Raw genomic sequence first — 15,275 nt, forward strand, 5'->3', positions numbered from 1 at the left:
ACCGGTGCGGTCTACCAGCTCGTCAGACCGGCACCGTAGGGGTAGAGCGGGTTCCCGTACGTCGTCGGCACCGTCTGACCGGCGTCGATCTTCGCCCGGATGTCGGCCCGCTCGGCCGCGGTGGCGCCGAGGTCGTAGGGCAGGTCCCACGCCTCGTTGGCGTCCGCCTGATTGTCGCCGCCACCGGGCTTGAGCACCTGGTCGAGGCTTCTGGGCAGCTGCCAGGGCAGCTTGCCGCGCGGGGTGTAGTCGCCGAAGAGCAGGCTGGCCGTCGCCGGTCCGACCTCCTCACCGCCGCGGTAGGTCACCACGATGGCGTCGGCCAGGTTGTTCCAGTCGCTCATGACGATGGGTCGGGGCAGGGTCAGCACGACCACCACCGGAATTCCCTGGTTCTTGAAATTCTGGATGAGGGCGAGCTGGTCCGCCGGGAGATACGGCTGGGTGTCGGGCCACGAGGTGGCGTGGGTGTACGACGGTTCGCCGACCGCCACGACCGCGAGCTTCGGGGCCGGTCCGGTGTCCTGGTAGACGTTGACCCCGGCCGTCGCCGCTCTCGCCTTGATCGCGTCGAGCACGGTCAGCGAGCCGTAGTCCGGGTGGAAGTAGCTGGACCAGATGCAGCACGCGGCGCCGTCGGTCGCCCGCGGACCCGCGACCACGATGTTGTCACCGGAGTTGAGCCTGATCGGCAGCACACCGTTGTTCTTCAGCAGCGTGTTGGACTCCCGCGACGCCTGGTTGGCCAGCGCCGTGTAGCTCGGCTGGTGGAAGCGGTACGGGCCGTTGACCGGGTCGCCGTACGGGTGGTCGAAGATGCCCAGCTCGAACTTGAGCTTCAGGATGCGCGTGACCGCGTCGTTGATCCGGGCCAGCGGCACGCTGTTCTCGAAGCTCGCCATGGTGAAGTCGGCAGCGCCCGGGTCGGCGCCGCCCATCACGTCGGAGCCCGCGTTGGCCGCGTTGATCCAGGCCGTCGACGGCAGCCAGTCCGTGGTGATCAGACCGGTGTAGCCGAGATTCTGCCGCAGGTAGGTGAGGATCTTCGCGCTGTCGCCCGCGCCGGGACCGCCCGGGTCGAGATACGAACTGCCCGCGTAGCCGGGCATGATGTTGACCGCGCCCGCCTCCATCGCGGCCTTGAACGGGATCATGTGGTACTTGATCGTGACCCCGTCGTAGACGATGCCGGCCTCGCCGCCCGCGCCCTCACCGGGCCAGTGCTTGACGGTGGCGAGCACCGAGCCGGGGTTCAGCTCCGGGCCGCCCTGCAAACCGGCCACCAGCGCCCGCAGTTGGGCCGCCGCCACATCGGCGTTCTCGCCGCCGCCCTCCTGGATCCGCGGGTACAGCACCTTCGTGCCGACCTCGGCCAGCGGGGACAGCGTGCCGCGCGCGCCGACCTCCAGCTCCTCCTTGCGCTGCATGTCGCCGAGCTTGTAGTCGAGCGGATAGTCCTTGCCCGCCGCCAGGGTGCTCTGCAACGGATACGTGGTCTGGTAACCGGCGGTGGTGTCACCGGCCGAGACCGGCGGGATGCCCAGCCGGGTGGCCGCCGTGGACTTCAGGACGTTGTCCAGGTCGGCGGGTTGCGCCGGTCCGAAGTGCCAGCCGGACATCGGGTACGACTGGACGTTGTAGAACATCTGGAACGCCTTCTCCTCCAGCGTCATCCGCCCGAGGAGATCACCGACCCGCGTGTCGACCGGCAGCCGCCAGTCCTCGTACGGCTCGATGGAGCCGTCCTTGTTGAGGTCCCGCGCGCCGTTGATGATGCTGATGCCGTCGGCCGCCTGCTTGACGTCCGGCAGATAGACGCTGAACGTGCGGATGTTGGATGTCGTCTTCGCGCCCGAACCGCTGACCGAGACGACGAACCACTTGTACGTCCAGCGGTCGGTGATGTCCCAACTCGGCGTGTAGGTGGTGCCGGTGGGCTCGGCGACCTTGGTGTAGAGGTCGAGCAGATTGCCCGACGCGGTGAAGTCGTAGTCGGTGCGGCTGATGTTGAGCCACACCTCGTAGTGCGCGGCGCCGCCGACGGCCGCCCAGCTCAGCGCGGGACGCCGGGTGTTGGTGACCATGGCCTTGTCGGCCGGTGCGGACAGCGCGAACTGGTTGAGCGTGGCCGGGGCCTTGGTGGGCGCCGAGAGCAGCGGCGGGGTCGCGGTGGAGTTGTCCACCGTGCCGTAGACCTGGAACTCCCAGAGCGAGTAGCCGTATCCGGTGGCGCGGGCCGTGCCGGTCAGCCGGACGTAGCGGCCCTGGCCGGTGACGGGCAGCCGCTCGATGCCGCCGGGGCCGTTGGCCGTGGTGTAGATCGGCGTCCACGCCGTGCCGTTGTCCGAGACGTCGATGTGGTAGCCCTTGCCGTACGCCGACTCCCAGTTGAGCACGATGCCGCTGATCTTGCCGATGTTGCCGAGGTCGACCTGGATCCACTCGTTGTCCGTGGAGAGGCTGGACCAGCGGGTGGTGGTACGGCCGTCGAGAGCGGCGGCCGGGGCGTTGCCGCCCTCGTACGACGAGGCCGACACCTGCTTGTAGGCGGAGATCACCGTGCCGGAGAAGTCCCCGCCGCCGCCGTTGGTGGGCGGGGTGGTGGTGCCCCCGGTGCCCCCGGTGCCGCCGCCGGTCCCGCCGCTCCCGGTGGTGTACACCTGGAACTCCCAGAGGGAGTAGCCGTATCCGGTGGCGCGCGCGGTGCCGTTCATCCGGACGTAGCGCCCGGTGCCGCTGACCGTGAGGTTCTGGGTGCCGCCGGTGCCGGTGGTGGTGGAGTAGACGTCGGTCCAGGTGGTGCCGTTGTCCGAGACCTGGATCTTGAAGGCGGTCGCGTAGGCCGCCTCCCAGGTGAGACCGACCTTGCAGACCGCCTGCGAGGAGCCGAGGTCGACCTGGAGCCACTGCGGGTCACCGGCCGCGCTGGACCAGCGGGTGCCCGCGTTGCCGTCGACGGCCGCGGAGGCGGGGGTGCCCGCGTTCTCCGTGGAGGACGCCGTGGCCGGGTGGTTGAGCGCGGCGTTGGCGGTGCCGCAGGTGCCGCCCGCGGCTCCGGTCGAGCCGTAGACCTGGAACTCCCACAGGGAGTAGCCGTATCCGGTGGCGCGCGCGGTGCCGTACATCCGGACATAGCGCCCGGAAGCGTTTACGGAAAGGGTCTGCTTTCCGCCGGGTCCCGTCGTGGTCGAGTAGGCGTCGGTCCAGGTCGTGCCGGTGTCGGAGACCTGGATCTTGAAGGCGGTGGCGTACGCGGTCTCCCAGTTGAGGCTGACCGAGCTGATGGTCGCCGACGCGCCGAGGTCGACCTGGAGCCACTGCGGGTCACCGGCCACGCTGGACCAGCGGGTGCCGACGTCGCCGTCGACGGCGGCCGAGGCGGGGGTGCCCGCGTTCTCGGTCGAGGAGGCGGTGGTGGTCTTGCCCTGGGACAGCAGGGTGTCGGCCGCGTGCGCGGTACCGGTCGTGGTGCCGATGGCACCGCCGGTCGCCAGGGCCGCCGCGAGGGCGACGGCCACCAGCGGTCTGCGCCGTCTGACGGACCTCAGAAATGTGGACAGGAGGCTCATGTGCATCTCCACGTGGGGGTGTGATGACTCTGATCACCGTGGAGGCCGTCGCCGGACGGGCGACGGGCGGCAGGCGGCGGCATCCACGGTGGCGGCTGCGAATTGCTCCGGACTCGTCGCACAATGGCCGGAGATGACGGCGGAGAGCGCTCTCCGTGGGAGTCTCTTGCAACGCCTGAACAGTGTCAATCCCCGTGACAGCGCCGGAGCCAACGCCCGTATGGATAACGGTTTTTGGGGTCGGAGTCGGCCTGTTTTCCGGATCGCGGCGGGTCCGGTTCAGCGGGCGGCGGGGTGGTTCGCGAGCTGTCCGAGGATCAACTCGGCCAGCAGGTCCGGACGTTGCTCCGGCAGCCAGTGCGTGCCGCCGACGAGTGGGTGGAAGGCGTAAGGACCCGCCGTCCAGCGCTCGGTCAGCCACGCCGACCGCGCGCTGATCACGGCGTCCGCCGTACCCCACACGAACAGCGTGGGAACCGACACCGGCGCGGCCCGCAGCCCGCGGGCCGCCTCGCGGGGGAGCGCCCGGTACCAGCCGAGCGCGCCGGTCAGCGCGGCCCGGTCGGTCACGAACCGCCGCGCGTACCCGAGGGCCGTCGCCTCCTCCAGGCCGAGCCGGCGCAGCCAGCGCGCTCCGGTGTGCCCGCGGTCGTGGGTGATCACCGCCTCGGGCAGCCAGGGGAGTTGGAAGAAGAGCAGATACCAGGAGAGCAGGGCCTGACGGCTGGTCAGCAGCGACCGGCCCAGGGCGGCCGGGTGCGGCATCGACACGGCGGTCAGTGACGCGACCCGGTCCGGCGCCCGCTCGGCGAGTGCCCAGGCGACACTGCCTCCCCAGTCGTGCCCGACGACATGCGCGCGCTCCAGGCCCGCCGCGTCCAGCAGGCCGAGGACGTCCTCGACCAGCAGCGGCAGCCGGTAGTCGCGCGCCCGGCGCGGGCGGGCGCCGGGGGCGTACCCGCGCTGGAGCGGGGCGAGCGTCCGTACACCCGCCGCGCCCAGCGCCCGCGCGACCCGCGTCCAGCACGCCGGGCCCGCGGGGAAGCCGTGCAGCAGCACCACCGGCTCGCCGTCGCGCGGCCCCGCGTCGCCGACCGGGAACTCCCAGCCGCCGGAGCGGAACGACCTCATCGGCGCCGCCCGCCGACGGACCGGTCGGCGGCCCCGACGAGGGGCAGGCGGACCGCGGTGCTCCCGGCGGGCGCAGGGGCGGTGTCCGCCGCGTGCAGCCGGGGTCCGGCCTTGGCGAGGAAGGAGGTCATCGGCGTCACCGAGTGGTCCTCGATCAGGTCCCCGAGCACGGCGTCGGCCCGCGCGAGCCGGTCGGCGTACACCGGGTCGCGCAGCAGCGGGCCGAACACGTCGAGCCACTGGCCGAGGCCGAGCAGGTCGATGCCCGGCGGACGCCACAGCGTGGGCATCGTCAGCCGCGCGGTCCTGCGCGCGCCCGGCTCCTCCAGCAGGATCAGCGCGCAATTGCGGTAGAACTTCATGTGGTGCGACTCCTGGCGCGCGATCGCCTTCAGCAGATCGTCGAGTGCCGGATCTCCCACCAATTCGCCGATCCGCCGGTAGGTCGTCAGCGCGATGTACTCCTGCATCGCGCCCAGAACGCAGTACATCGCCTGGATGTGCGGCATGAGCAGACCGGCCGCGTACAGCGTCGGCCAGGTCACCAGTGCGCGGATGTGACGGGTGTTGCGACGCACCGCCGACGGTTTCCTCGGAGTGCCGAGCGCCGAAGCGGCGGCGCGCAGCGCGTAACCGTGCTCGGCCTCCTCCGCCAGCCACAGGATGTTGAACTGCGCGAGCGCGTTCGTCCGGTCGCCCCGGATCGCGTGCACCTTTCTGCGCATCAGCGCGGAATCGGTCTCGACGGCCGCGAGCGCGTACAGCATCGAGGCGAAGGTGTCGTTCCCGGTACGGCGGACGGCCGCGACTCGCGACCGCCATTGCACCGGTCCCCAGGTGAGCGCGTAGGCATCGAAGACTTCCTGGAGCTGGTTTTCCTGGTCTTTGCGCATGAATCCCCCAGACGGATGTGGAGCGGGCTGTTCGGTGCGACCGAGTCCGTGCGAAGTGACGTCGGGCCGGCGCCAAGTAATGGCGGGCCGACGAGAAGTGACGCCTGGTCAGTACCAGACGAGGAAGAGGGAGTAGACGCCACCGGCGGTGGCGAGGAGATTCGCGGCGGCCAGCACGATGTCGCGCGGCCGGTTGAAGGGAAAGGACCGGATGTCGCGGACGCGGGCCAGGCGCCCGCTCAGCGCCTCGCACTCGGTGAAGTAGCGGCCCGCCGCCAGCAGAGCGGCGCGGTCGGCCTCCAGCCGCCGCAGCGCGATCCGCAGCCGGGCCTCCTCGCGCCGCTTGAATCCCCGGACCCAGCGCCGGGTGAGCAGCAGCGGCAGCCCGGTGTATACGGGCAGCGCGAGCAGCCACTGGCCGACCACCGGGATCAGCACCACGACGCTGCACGGGAACGGCAGCGAGATGCCCACCGCGATCAGGGCGAAGCCGTGCAGGGCCATCGAGGTGTAGGTCGGCACCAGGACGGCGCGGGCGCGGCCCCAGCCGAAACTGCCGTCGGCGTTGGCCGGGTCGACGCCGTAGTGCAGGTCTCCGCGGAGCCGCCACAGGCACAGCAGTACGCGGCTGCCCGCGCAGTTCATGACCGCGATCCAGTAGACGCCCGCGGTGCCCACCGTGAGGTAGACGATGGCGCCGACCGGCGAGGTCTGCCAGCTCGCCCACCAGTTGGCGTACGCGGCCCTGCCCCAGGCGTGCGCCTGTCCGGCGGGCGCCAGCGCGTAGTAGATGCCCAGGCGTTTCTCGCTGAGCGAGATGACGAAGACGCAGACGAACGAACCGACGATCATGATCGGCGCCAGATTCCTTATTCGGCGAAATCGCAGATTGGTCCGGTCGATCTCGGCGTGGATCCGCGCCCGCGCGGCGGCGTTCGCCGGGACGGTGAGCGATCCGTCGCGTTCCATTCCCGGCAGCAGGTTCTCAAAGGCGGACCACTGCCGCTGGACGAGGGCCGGGGTGATCAGCAGGATGACGATCGCGCTCAGCGAGAGCAGGTCGCGCAGGAGCGGAAACCGATTTCCCGCCGACGCGTGCCGTCGGCAGTCCGGCCGGTCGAACCTGAGGAATTGGGCCAGGTCGGAACAGAGCTGCCCGCCCAGGTGCGGCATGGTCACCGCGCCGTACAGACCGGAGAACTCGAAGAGCAGGACGATGGTCACGACGGGAATTCCGCAGAGCCAGAGCCACCGGCGAGGGCTCGCGTTGATCCGTGACAGCAGAATGGGTTCCGCGGTGAAGATGTCGAATGTCTTTCCGGCAAGAGCCAGGCTGGTAGCCATGGGCGTCCCTGTCTCGGGTGGTGCGTGGCGCTTGTTGCGTGTTCCTGTGCGAAATTCCGTGCCGAATTGTCGGGTGAGGCGCTGTGCGCACAGCGTGTTCCGGGCGCGCGCCCCCTTTGTGCGCCCCGGCGATCCGGCTCGCCCTCCCGCGACTGGCCGGATTATGGCGACAGTACGGTCGGCTGGGTCTAATGTGACTGCGCGTTGCGCGGGCCGGGGGGCACTGCAATAAATACGCGACGCGTAGGGATCACCGGGGTGGCGATGGCGAACAGCACGCGTGGGCGGCCGTACGGATCGGTCGGACGGCGGCGGTCGGCCGTCCCCGCGCGTGCCCCGCTGCCGACGACCCAGGACCGCGCCGCGTGGCTGCTGCGGGTCAACCGGCTCTACGGCCGCGAACCGCGCTGGGCGAAGGGCGACTCCTTCGCCCGCTCCTTCCACGGCGGCTCCTGGCCCGCGCAGGTGAGCGTCAGCTCCATCTCCCGCTGGGAGACCGGCGTGACGAGGGTCGGCCATTCCGCGGTCCGCCGCTACGAGCAGTTACTCGGCCTGCCGCCGGGCCAGTTGACCGCCACCATCGACATCCTCCACCGGTACGCGGCCCCGTCCGCCGGAGCCGTACCGCTGCTGGCCCGCGCGCCGGGCGATCTCGGCGCGGCGGAACGGCGGGTCGACACCCTCCTGGACCGCGCCCTGGACGACGCGCCGGTCACCGGCGCCGATTGGGACGAGTTGACCGTGCTGCTCGTCCTCCACCCCCAACTGCGGCTGCGCTCACGGGACTGGACGGCCCTGGCCGAACGCCTGCTCACCGAGTCGCTGGTCTCCGACGGCCTGGCCTGGCAGCAGCGGCACGAGGCGCTGAACCGGGTACTCGGCCACCCCTCGGGTCAGGTGGCGGCGGTCTCGGCGTGCATCGCCTGGGCGGCGGACGCCCACAACCAGGTCTTCCTCGAACCGGTCTGCCTCCTGGACTCCAGCGCGCACCCGGACGCGGCCTCTGGCGTGCTCGCCCAACTGGCCAGGCCCACCAACGACAGCGCCTTCCTCGGCGCGCTGCTGGCCTGCGTCCGCAAGGTCCGGCTCCAGCACTTCGACCGGCCGCAGTCGGCCGTGCTCGCCCGGCTGGTCAAGCAGGTGGCGTACGACGCCGACGGGCGCCAGGCGGAGGAACGCGCGCTCGCCGCGGTCGTGTCGCGCATGCTGGACGGCGCGCCGCCGTCGCTCCCGGCCCGCACCCGTACCGGTGCCGGGGAGCGGTACGGCTCCGACATCGCCGCCCGCGTCACCGCCTCCGCCCTGTCGGCCGTCTCCCGCGAGATCCCGCGCTTCACGGACCCGCTGCTGCCCCTGCTGGTCCGCGAGATGCTGCTGCACCCGGTCTTCGACATGCGCCTGTACGCGGCCATGATGGTCGCGGCCACCCCCTACCGGGCGCCGGTGGCCGCCGCGATGTCGTACGAGCTGTCCCGGCTGGCCGTCGCCCGCGATGTCACGCTCGCCGGGCGGCTGCTCGAAGCCCTGCGGATCGTCGGGGGTACGGCGGAACGGCCGCTGGTCCAGCGGCTGGCGCTCGCTCCCACCCTGCCGGAGGCGGTGGTCAGGGCCGCCACGTCGGCGCTCGCGCACATGGGCGGGGTCAGCCCGCGGTCCTTCTGGGAGAACGCGCTGGCGCTGACCCCCGCCGCCGGCGGCGCCTCCCGCCCGGCCGGTGGGCGCGCGGCCTCCGCCGCCGTCTACGGGCTCGGCATCAGCGGCGAGACCGATCTCCTGCGGCGCGTCTCCGGCGACCTGCGCATCCCCTCCAAGACCCGCGCCGCGGCGTCCTGGTGGCTGCGGCTGCCGTCGCGGGTCAGGGCCGGCGGCGCCGCGAAGCGGGCGTGACCGCCTCCGCGACGGACGGCCGCCGCCGGGAACGGGGTTCCCGGAGGCGGCCGTTGGGGGACGGGAGCGGAAGCGTGGCCCCTGCCCGTGTGCTCAGCCCTTGCTGGAGCCCAGCGACAGACCGGCGATGAACTGCTTCTGGAGCAGGATGTAGACCACCAGCGTCGGCACCGCCGCGATCATCGCGGCGGCGGCGATGAGATTCTGGTTGGAGACGAACTGCCCCTGGAGATTGGCCAGTGCCGAGGTGACCGGGCGTTTGTCGCCCGACGACATCAAGGTGATGGCCCAGAAGAAGTCGTTGTAGATCCAGGTCGTCAGCAGCGTCGCCAGCGCCGCGAGCGCCGGACGGCACAGCGGCAGGGTGAGCTTCCAGTACCGGGTCCACAGCCCCGCGCCGTCGACCAGCGCGGCCTCGTACATCTCGTCGGGGATCGACTTCATGTAGTTGCTCAGCACGAAGACACAGAAGCCCAGTTGGAAGGCCACGTTGATGACGATGAGGCCGAAGACCGAGTTGTACATCAGGCCGCTGCCGCTGAGGAAGCCGGGCAGCGAGATCTTCAGGTAGATCCGGTACAGCGGGGTGATGATGACCTGCTGGGGGAGCAGGTTGCCCGCCGTGAAGAGGATCAGCAGCGCGATGTTGAGCTTGACGTTGACCCGGGTCAGCACGAAGGCCACACCGGACGCCAGCGCCAGCACGACGATCACCGCCGGAACGGTGATGAGCACCGAGTTCCAGAAGAAGTGCTTCATGTCCGACTGGGTCCACGCGTCGGTGAAGTTCTTGAACGTCAGGTGGTGCGGCAGCGAGACATAGCCGTACTTGCGGGTGTCGGAGTACGGGCGGACGGCCACGTACAGCGCGAAGGCGATCGGCAGCAGCCAGAGGACCGAGGCGCAGATCAGGAAGACCTGCGAGGCGATCTGGCCCCAGGGGCGCGGCTTCCCGGGGCCCGGGGGCCGCGCGGCGGGTTCGGTGTGCAGCCGCGGCAGGGTATCGGTGGTCATCGCGATTCCTCACGGCTGAACGTCTGGTACAGGAAGACGCTGATCGGCACCAGCGAGATCACCAGCAGCACCACGCCCAGCGCGGAGCCGAAGCCGACCCGTTGGGTCTCCCCGACGATGTTGGAGGTGACCAGGACCGAGAGCAGCTCCAGGCCGTTGATGCCCTTGTTGGTGATGTACACCAGGTCGAAGGCGCGCAACGACTCGATGACGGTGACCACCATGATGACGATGTTGATCGGACGCATCACGGGGAAGATCACCCGCCAGAAGGTCTGCCAGGCGTTGGCGCCGTCGACCAGGGCCGCTTCGCGCAGCGTCGGGTCCACGGCCTTGAGCCCGGCCAGGTACAGCACCATGACGTATCCGGCCTGCCGCCAGGTGGCCTCGACCAGGACCGACCACAGGTTCAGGTGTGGATTGCCGAGCCAGTCGATGGCGTTGTCGTTGCCGTTGCGCCCGATGACGGTGTTGATCAGCCCGAAGTTCTGCGAGTACATGAACTCCCAGATGATGCCGACCAGCGCCAGGGAGAGCATCACGGGCAGGAAGAGGATGCTCTGGTACATCCGGCTGCCCCGGATGCCGCGGTCGATGAGGACGGCGAAGAGCATGCCCAGCGGGGTGGCGATCAGGACGAAGACGGCCAGCCAGATCAGATTGTGCCGGACGGCGGGCCAGAACTCCGGGTAGATCGTGGCGGCCTGGTGGTAGTTCTGGACGCCGTACACACAGCCGTTGTTGAGGATCGACGGCAGATTCGGCTGGCAGGTCTTGGTGTGCAGACTGCCGACGCCGTTCCACTTGGTGAACGACAGCAACACCGTGCCGAGCGCCGGGAACCAGACGAAGACCAGGTCGAGCAGGAGCGGTATGCCCAGCAGGAGCGCGACGACCACGCGGTCGCGCGCACTCAGCCTGCGTATGCCCCGGCGGCGGCGGACCTTCGGCGTGGCCGTGGTTTCCGCCGCCGCCGGGGCGGGCGTCTGGGGGGAACTCATCAGGAGTAGATCGCCTTCGCCTGGGCCTCGGCGCTCTTCTGGAGGCCGGCGATGTTGCCCGTGCTCGGGTCGTCGATGAACTTCTGGATGATCGAGATCATCGCGGTGGCCATCGCCGGGTCGGCGTCGCGGTCCATGAACTGCGCCACCGCCTTGCACTTGGCGATCTCGGCGACCGACTTCTTCTGGATCGCGTTGTACGTCGGCACCTGGAGGCCGGTGGCCAGGCCGACGTCCCACTGGTCGGTCTTGAGGAAGTCCGACTCGGCCTGCCCGGTGCCGATGTACTCCAGGATCGCCTTGGCCGCGTCGGGGTTCTTGGCCTTCTTGCTGAGCATGAAGCCGTCGGTCGGCGCGTCCATGTAGTCCTGGCCGTACGACGGGTTGATCGCGGGGAAGGTGAAGAAGTCCAGGTCGGCGAGGTCGGCCTTGTCCGAGACGTACTGCGCGGCCACCTGGTTGGTGCCCTGGAACATCATCCCGGCCTTCTTGGTCTCCAGCGTCTTGGCCGCGTCCTGCCAGATCCGCCCGTTGGCGCCGGTCTGCGTGTACGGCAGGATCTCGGCCCAGTGCTGGAAGACCGTGTGCACGCCCTGGTCGGTCCACGGGATCTCGTGCTTCATCAACTTGGTGTGGTAGTCGTACCCGTTGATCCGCATGTTCAGGATGTCGAAGGTGCCGAGGGCGGGCCAGCCGTCCTTGTCGCCGAAGGCGATCGGGATGATGCCGTCGCCCTTCATCTTCTTGGCGAGCGCCACGTAGGCGTCCCAGGTGGTGGGCACGGAGTAGCCCTTGGCCGCGAACTGGCTCTTGTTGTAGAAGACCACCCACGGGTAGTTGTACAGCGGCACCAGGTACTGGTGGCCGTCGAGGCCGGTGGAGAGCTTCTTGGCCGCGTCGCCGAAGTTGCCGCCGATCTTGTCCCACACGTCGTCCAGCGGCTGGGCCAGGCCCTGCGCGGCGAAGTACTGCATGCGGTAGCCCGCGAACCAGGTGAACAGGTCGTCCGGGGTGCCCTGGAGATAGCTGGTGATGTTCTCCTGGAACGTGTTGTGGTCGACCGTGTTGATCTTGACCTGCGCCTTGGTGCTCGCGGCGGCCGCGGTGGTGAGGGCCGCGAAGGCGGCCTTCGGCGCGGAGTCGGAGTAGTTGGACCCGAAGGTCACCGTGCCGCCGACCTTGCCGCCGGAGGCGCTGGGGCTGCCCTTGTCCTTGGAGTCCTTGGAGTCGCTGCCGCAGGCGGTCAGCAGGCCGCCGGAGACGACGGCGAGACCGGCCGCGCCCGCGACGCCTCTGAGCACGTTTCTGCGCGACGGCGACGTACCGCTGTCCAGGCCGCTTCCCGCTGTGCTGCTTCCCGTTGATTCGACGTCCGACATGGTGCCTCCATGTGTGTGTGGCCGTTCCGGGTGCGGTAGGCGAGCGATGGCGGAGTGGACGTTTCTGGAGGGCCTGTAGCCTATCGATTTCCAACAGAAGTCACCAAGATGAAACGCCATCTCAACCGCAGGGGTAGTTCTACGCCAGATACCCAGGAGCGTCAACGCCCCATTACGGATGCGTTGCCGGACCGTGATGTGCAGGTAGCGTGCTGATTGGCCGCCCAATTCCGTTGCCGCCCCGCATGAGAGGGACGGTTCAGGGTAGCGGTCGGATCGTGGCAGCTCGGAGGCGGTCCGAGCACGATCGAACCGGATGGAACAACATGCACCAAAGGGGCAACGGGCCCTGAAGATCCATCTCTTCTAATGTTTGATATTGCGTGCTTCCGGCGCCATGGCCGAGTCGCGGGGACGCCCGCCCGGTGAACTCGACATCCGCGCGCCCGAATTGCCGGAGATAGCGGTAAAGTTCGGGCATCACGCGATGATCGGCAATGATCGCCAACACCGGACGAGATCGTTCCGGAAGTCCACCGGCCCGTTTTGCTCCGGTCGTGTGGCTGCCCTGTGTGGCCGGACGATGCCAGGCTGTCCCCATGATGGGCTACATCCCCGAGGAAACGACCAGCTTCGAGGGGCGACAGGAGGAGTTGGCGCGGTTGGACACCGCGCTCGCGACCCACCGGCTGGTCACACTCACCGGTGCGGGCGGCGTCGGCAAGACCCGTATCGCGCAGCGCTCCGCCGCCCGCACCGCGCAGCGGGCCGCGCCGCGGTTCCCCGACGGGGTGTGGTGGGCCGACCTGTCGGCCCTGGAGAACGCCGAGTTGCTGCTGGCCACCGTCTCGGACGCGGTCGACCTCTCCGATCACTCACCGCGCATGCCGGTGGAAGCGCTGTGCGAATGGCTCGCGGACAAGCGCCTGTTACTGGTCCTGGACTCCTGCGAGCACCTGGTCGACGAGTGCGCGCACCTGGTCGGCGAACTGCTCACCTCCGCGCCGGGGCTGACCGTACTGACCACCAGCAGGCGTCCGTTGAACCTGGTGGGCGAGGAACTGACCGAAGTGGGGCCGCTGGACGGCGACGGCGCCGACGCGCTCGCGCTGTTCACCCGGCGCGTGACCGACTCCGACCCCGACGCCCTCGCGGGCCCCGGCGCCGCCCGCGCCGCCGCAGAGATCTGCCGCCGCCTCGAAGGCATCCCGCTGGCACTGGAGTTGGCCGCGGCCCAGGTCGGCCCCTCCACCGTCGAGGACGTCTCCTCCCGGCTCGGCTTCCGCTTCGACGTGCTGGCCCGCGCCGACTTCGTCTGGCCGCCGCGGCACCGCACCCTGCGCACCACCATCGGCTGGAGCCACGAACTGTGCGCGCCGGTCGAGCGGTTGCTGTGGGCCCGGCTCACCGTCTTCCGCGGCTCCTTCGACCTCACCGCCGCGCGCGCGGTGACCTCCGGCGGCCCGCTGGCCGAACACGCCGTCGCCGCCACCCTGGAGCGCCTCGTGGCCCAGTCCGTGGTCCGCAGGGACGGCCACCGCTACCGGATGCTCGACACCATCCGCGAGTACGGCCAGGAGTGGCTGCGCGAGCTGGGCGAGGAACACACCCTGGCCGACCGGCACGCCGGGCACTTCCTGGAGCTGGCCCGGCGCGCCGACGCCCTGTGGTCGAGCAGCGAACAGGCCCGCTGCTACCGGCAGATAGACGACGTCCACACCGACCTGCGCACCGCGCTCGACCACCTGCTGGCCACCGAGCCCGCCCGCGCCGCCGAACTCGCCGGACTGCTCTGCTTCTTCTGGACCTGCTGTGGCCATCTCAAGGAAGCCCGCGGCTACTTGGAGCGCGCGCTGATGGCGCACGACACCCAGGGCCCCGAACGCACCCGCGCGCTGTGCGCGCTGGGAGTGACCATCACCCTCCAGGGCGACTACCCCTCGGCGCTCCAGGTCAGCGAACTGGCCACGCGGGCCGCCGCGTACGACGGGGACAAGGAGGCGCAGTTCGCAGCCGCGTACCTGTCCGGGCTGCTGGCCCTGCTCACCGGCCGCGCCGAGGACGCCCGCGACACCGTGGACGCGGCGCTGGCCGCCGTACCGGGCTGGGCCTTCGACTCGCCCTCCCGGCTGCGCTGCCACCTCGTCGCGGTCTTCGCGCTCACCGGCCTCGGCCGGCTCCCCGAGGCGCGGGCGCGGGCCCGCGAACTGCGCCAGCACTGCGCCCAGCTCGGCGAGGTCTGGACGCTGTCCTACCTGGAGTACCAACTCGCGCTGATCGCGCTGTTCCAGTCGGCGCCGCACGAGGCCGCGGGACACGCCCGCACCATGCTGGAGAGCAAGCGGCTGCTCGGCGACGCCTTCGGGATCGCGCTCGGCCTCGACCTGCTGGCCGCCGCGCTGGCCGCCGAGGGCAGGGGCGAGCAGGCGGCCACCGTCTACGGCGTCGGCGAGTCGTACTGGCGCAGCGTCGGGCACCCGCAGCGCGGCACGCCGGAGTTGCGCGGGGTGCGCGAGCAGTGCGAGGCGACCGCCCGCGCTCTGGTCGGCGACGCCGCGTACGACAGGGCGTACCGGCGCGGCGCCACGGAGTACGGCCGCACCGCGCTGGCCGCCGCTCTCGCCGAGGAGCCCCCGGCGCAACGCTGACCGCCGTGACCCGGCGGGTGTGACGCGTGACACGGGTCGCCGCCGTGGAGACGGCGCGTTGGCCGATACTGATCGGTAACGAATATCGTGTGTTCCCGGAGCCGACTCCGGCGCTTCACGTTATCGCATTGATGTCAATTGCCCTTTCGGCGGAACCACTGTGCGCCTTTTGCCGTTTACCGTACGGGATTAGATCCGCAGGACGCGCCGCAAGGGGGGTGATCCGGCCGTGCGAGTGACGGCGCCGAAGCGGGCTCGGACGGAGAAGCCGCAGGTCGGGGCGGTTGGTCTCGGACAGGTGTGCCATACCTGCGTCGATTCCAGGCCACCTCTCGGCGTGGAGGAAGGATTGGTCTTCTTTCCTGCTGAATCGCGGGATCATTCGTATGGCGACCCTGCGTTGAGCGAC

General features: G+C 70.0%; 9 protein-coding genes. 2 read left to right on the forward strand and 7 right to left on the reverse strand.

What is annotated here, in order from left to right:
• Positions 1-11: 11 nt before the first annotated feature.
• The 4 genes from ACZ37P_RS11030 to ACZ37P_RS11045 all read right to left on the reverse strand — a co-directional run bounded on the left by ACZ37P_RS11030 (position 12) and on the right by ACZ37P_RS11045 (position 6,937).
• The gene (locus ACZ37P_RS11030) at positions 12-3,569 is read right to left on the reverse strand and encodes a discoidin domain-containing protein (protein WP_467346105.1); all 3,558 of its coding nucleotides are present in this window, start codon (positions 3,567-3,569) and stop codon (positions 12-14) included.
• A 279-nt stretch (positions 3,570-3,848) separates the two neighbouring features.
• On the reverse strand, positions 3,849-4,700 hold the full coding sequence (locus ACZ37P_RS11035) for an alpha/beta fold hydrolase (protein ID WP_467346106.1): 852 nt from the start codon (positions 4,698-4,700) through the stop codon (positions 3,849-3,851).
• The gene (locus tag ACZ37P_RS11040; protein ID WP_467346107.1) at positions 4,697-5,593 is read right to left on the reverse strand and encodes an acyl-ACP desaturase; all 897 of its coding nucleotides are present in this window, start codon (positions 5,591-5,593) and stop codon (positions 4,697-4,699) included. Before ACZ37P_RS11040 ends, ACZ37P_RS11035 begins: the two co-directional genes overlap by 4 nt.
• Positions 5,594-5,701: 108 nt before the next feature.
• Positions 5,702-6,937 carry a hypothetical protein gene (locus ACZ37P_RS11045; protein ID WP_391045830.1) on the reverse strand — a complete coding sequence of 412 codons (1,236 nt, stop codon included), beginning with the start codon at positions 6,935-6,937 and terminating at the stop codon, positions 5,702-5,704.
• Positions 6,938-7,201: 264 nt separating this feature from the next.
• Between ACZ37P_RS11045 and ACZ37P_RS11050 the strand changes: the two genes are divergently transcribed.
• On the forward strand, positions 7,202-8,824 hold the full coding sequence (locus ACZ37P_RS11050; protein ID WP_391045828.1) for a serine/threonine-protein kinase: 1,623 nt from the start codon (positions 7,202-7,204) through the stop codon (positions 8,822-8,824).
• Positions 8,825-8,917: 93 nt separating this feature from the next.
• On the opposite strand, the gene ACZ37P_RS11055 is transcribed toward ACZ37P_RS11050, so the two are convergent.
• Genes ACZ37P_RS11055 through ACZ37P_RS11065 form a run of 3 tightly spaced genes read right to left on the reverse strand, consistent with a single transcriptional unit; the run spans position 8,918 to position 12,140 of the window.
• Positions 8,918-9,838, reverse strand: coding sequence for a carbohydrate ABC transporter permease (locus ACZ37P_RS11055; protein ID WP_391045826.1), 921 nt, complete (start codon positions 9,836-9,838; stop codon positions 8,918-8,920).
• Positions 9,835-10,839 carry a carbohydrate ABC transporter permease gene (locus tag ACZ37P_RS11060; protein WP_355341711.1) on the reverse strand — a complete coding sequence of 335 codons (1,005 nt, stop codon included), beginning with the start codon at positions 10,837-10,839 and terminating at the stop codon, positions 9,835-9,837. The genes ACZ37P_RS11055 and ACZ37P_RS11060 overlap by 4 nt, the downstream gene beginning before the upstream one ends.
• A complete protein-coding gene (locus tag ACZ37P_RS11065) occupies positions 10,839-12,140 on the reverse strand; it encodes an ABC transporter substrate-binding protein (RefSeq protein WP_391046202.1) in 1,302 nt (433 codons plus the stop codon). Before ACZ37P_RS11065 ends, ACZ37P_RS11060 begins: the two co-directional genes overlap by 1 nt.
• Positions 12,141-12,817: 677 nt before the next feature.
• On the opposite strand from ACZ37P_RS11065, the gene ACZ37P_RS11070 reads away from it, so the two are divergent.
• Entirely contained in the window at positions 12,818-14,866 is a 2,049-nt protein-coding gene (locus tag ACZ37P_RS11070; protein ID WP_355341717.1) for an ATP-binding protein, read from the forward strand.
• Positions 14,867-15,275 lie beyond the last annotated feature (409 nt).

It is taken from the genome of Streptomyces sp. NPDC024632, from assembly GCF_055559175.1.